Genomic DNA, 3,533 nt, shown 5'->3' on the forward strand with positions numbered 1-3,533 from the left:
TGGCCAGCCAGGTGGCCAGCGATCGCCTCGTCCAGGTGCTCTCCGCCAGCGCGCCCGACAACCCGCCCCGCACCCTCTACCAGGCGTTCGTCGAGGCCAACCAGGCGGTGGTCGAGACCGCGCGCACCCGGGGAGTGGAGGGCATGGGGACGACGGGCGTCATCGGCTGGGTGCTGGGCGGACGCTGCTACGTCGGCTGGGTGGGCGACAGCCGCCTCTACCAGTTCCGCGAGGGCGCGCTCATCGACCGCACGCGCGACCACACGCGGGTCGCCCAGATGGTCGCCCACGGCGTCCTCAAGCCCGAGGAGGCGCGGAACCACCCGGACGCGCACGTGCTGGTGCAGGCGTTGGGGGGCAGCGCGGGCGTCCAGAAGAGCTTCAAGCCCGAGGTCTGGACGGAGCCGCTGGAGCTGCGGTCCGGAGATGTGCTGCTGCTGTGCAGCGACGGGCTGTACGACTTCATCGAGGACCAGGAGCTGTACCCGCTCATCGAGGGCCGCGACTACCAGGACGCGGTGACGAGGCTCATCCACCTCGCCAACGAGCGTGGGGGCGCCGACAACATCACGGCCGTCCTCCTCGTGGTGGGGCAGCCCGAGGTGCCACGCACGACGAAGGCCGCCCAGGACGGTCGGCGGGAGACGCTCCCGGAGGGAATGCCCCTGGCTTCGGTGGGCGTGCCTCCGGCGTCCGTTCCCGTGGCCTCGGTACGGGCCGCGACGCGCCCGGTGGAACCCCCCGCGCCCACGGGCCGCTCCGGGCGCCGGGTTCCCCTGTGGTGGCTGCTCGCGACGGGGGTGGTGGCACTGGGCGTGGGCATCGCCGTGGGGGTGGGGGCCAGAGGGGTTCCGCCCAAGCCCGTGCCCTCGCCTGGGGCCTCCTCGGTGACGGGGGCCGATGCTGGAACCGGAGCGGCGGCCGCCGAGGTCCCGACTCCGTCCGGTGCCGATCCTGTCACGGAGGCGGGAAAGAAGTGAGGGCCCCCGCGCTTCCGGTGCTGCTCGCCGTCGTGTCGCTCCTGGTCGCCGTACCCTCGCGAGCGGCGGAGACCTATTGCGTCGGCGGCTACACGGGAAGGCCTCCGCACGTGGTGGCCGCGTGCGCCCAGCCGGAGATCGTGCGGCTGCATGCCAAGTGGCACGAGCACCTCTATCTCACCGACGGCAAGGCTTGCTTCCTCTGCTACGACGAGGTGGACGACACCTGCGAGAAGGTGTTCCTCCGGAGGAATCCGGACTACCGGCCCATGGACGCGCACGGTTGTGCCGTGCTGTTCGGGGAGAACCTCCGGTCCGGCGAGTTGCTCGCTCACGTCATCGACGGCAAGCACCTCACGCCCCCTCCGCCGTCCCCCCCGGCGCAGCTCGAGGCGAAGGTGGAGCGCATCACCCCGGGTCCGTACACCGCGGGGGACAGGCTGTCGGCGGTCGGCGCCGTGCGTGACGATCAGGGCGTCGTGCGGCGTATCCCCGGAGGCACCTTCCGTGTGACCGATGCCACGGGGAAGAGCACCGATCATCGCGGCACCGTGCAGCCGGATGGCACGGTCACGGTCGACTTCACCCTACCGCCCACCGACTCCGCCCGCGTCGAGTTCATCCCCGAGAAGCCTCCGCTCGCGCCGGGCGAGACGCTCCGCACGGCCGGGTCGGAGGCGCGGTCTCTGAAGGTGGAGGTCTGCGGCTTCCGGGCCCGCCTCGTCCAGCCCTCGTCCGTGGCCCCCGAGACGCTCGTGGCGGGGCAGGCCACTCCGCTGCGCGCGAGCCTCTTCGACGCGGCGGGACAGCGGCCCGTGGCGACTCCAGCGGGGCTCTCCCTGGCGTTCACCGTCCAGGTGGACGGCGAGCCAGCGCGGACCCTCGCGGCGGACAAGGAGCTATCGGCCTCGTGGACTCCGCCCGCCTCTCCGCGGCCGCGCCAGGTGCGGATCAGCGCGGGTGGGCGCGTGGGTGAGCGCATCGTGTGCCCCGCTGGCGAGGCCACCGCCACCGTGAGTGACCTCGGGCTCGGTTTCGACACCTCCGGGTTGCCGCGCACCTGCTACGTCGGGCTGCCATGCCGTGGGACGGTGGTGCTCCAGCGTCCGACCGATCCGGGGATTCGCCACCGGGTGGACGAGCTGCTGCTGGACCCTCGGGTGGAGGCTCGCATGGAGGACACCGGCGAGGAGCGCTACCGGGGGCCGCCCCGCGCGGGTGACCGGTACGAGTTCCTGGCCACCTACGACAAGCCGAAGTCCGTGAGCTGGTCGCTCGTGTTCGAGACGCCGCGAGGCCCTGTCGCCATGCCCGCGCACGAGGTGCGGGTGCGCCCGCGGTTGAAGCTGGAGCTGCCAGCCGAGCTGGACTTCGGCACCGTCGCCGCGAGCACTCCCGTGACGGGGGCCTGCCAGAAGCTCGACTTCGGTCGCTCCCAGGGGGCCGAGGAGCATCGCTGGGAGCTGCGCGCCGAGGGACTCGAAGGCTGCCAGGCGCGCCCGGTGCTCAGCTTCCTCAACGCGCTCGGAGCGGCGGACGTGCGCGGTCTGGTGCCCTCGCTGGGCATCGACGCGTTGGACCCCCAGGACCGCCGGCTCGACATCTGCCTGGAGGTGCCTCGGTGCGCGGGGGACGTTTCGCCGGACTCGGCCGTGCTGCGCGTGGTGCCGCTCACTCCCGAGTTCAAGGCCCAGGAGAAGACGGTCCGCCTGCGCTGGAAGGTCGAGGGCCGCGGCTTCCTCGGCTGCCACGGCGCGTGGGTGTGGCCCACGTTGGCGCTGCTCGGTTTCGGGGTGTTGCTCGCGGGCTTCACCCAACCGGCCCGCTTCCCCTCCGGCGCGTCCATCCGCGTGGCCGGGAGCGAGCGTGGCATGCGTCAGGCCGCCGCCATCCTCCTGCTGGACTGCCCCGGCAGCAGCCCTGGCTTCTTTCGGGATGCCCGGTTGGGTTTGAACGGTGACGGAGAGGTGAACGGTCGCACCCGCAACGCGGTCATCCTGCTACGCGCCACCCGGGGCGCCGGCGTGGTGCTGGCGGGACAGGGCCCCCTGGAGCAGCAGGACCGCCGCACCCTCCAGTGGGAGCCGGTGACGGACCTGGCCCAGGGCCACGTCCCATCCCCCTCGGTGCTGTACCGGGCCGGGGGCACGTACTTCAAAGTGGAGCTCTAGATGACGTTCGCGCAGCTCGTCCTGCCCCTGCTCCTCACCGGCGCGGCCGGCGGGGGCAACGAGATCGTCCTCATCCTCGACAACTCCTGCTCCATGGGCGTGGCGTCCCAGGACGGCCAAGGACGCCAGTTTCCGCCCAATGACCCCGAGCGAGCGGCGGTGCTCGGTACGCTCATCGTCGAGGGACTGGCACGAGGCTCGGCCGACCGCTTCAGCGTGCTGGCCTTTGGCGACGGCAAGGACGCCCCGCCGCGCCCGGCCCAGAGCGCGGACGACATCCGCGCGCTGCCCTACTCGAACGGCACCTTCTTCCGCCGCCCGCTGGAGGAGGCGGGAAACCGGCTGCGAGGCTCGGCGCTCCCGAACCGACTGTTCCTCTTCT

The 3,533-nt window shown here is 72.3% G+C and carries 3 protein-coding genes; all 3 read left to right on the forward strand.

All coding sequences use genetic code 11. The features are described from left to right. Positions 1-980: PP2C family protein-serine/threonine phosphatase (locus VF794_RS05495; protein ID WP_331108122.1), on the forward strand; the 980-nt coding region annotated here is incomplete at its 5' end. Further along, positions 977-3,151, forward strand: a complete 2,175-nt coding sequence (locus VF794_RS05500) for a hypothetical protein (protein ID WP_331108123.1) — start codon at positions 977-979, stop codon at positions 3,149-3,151. The genes VF794_RS05495 and VF794_RS05500, both read left to right, overlap by 4 nt. Continuing rightward, positions 3,152-3,533 (forward strand): VWA domain-containing protein (locus VF794_RS05505; protein WP_331108124.1); only part of this gene is annotated, 382 nt, incomplete at its 3' end.

The organism is Archangium sp. (genome assembly GCF_036389735.1).
Classification (GTDB): domain Bacteria; phylum Myxococcota; class Myxococcia; order Myxococcales; family Myxococcaceae; genus Archangium.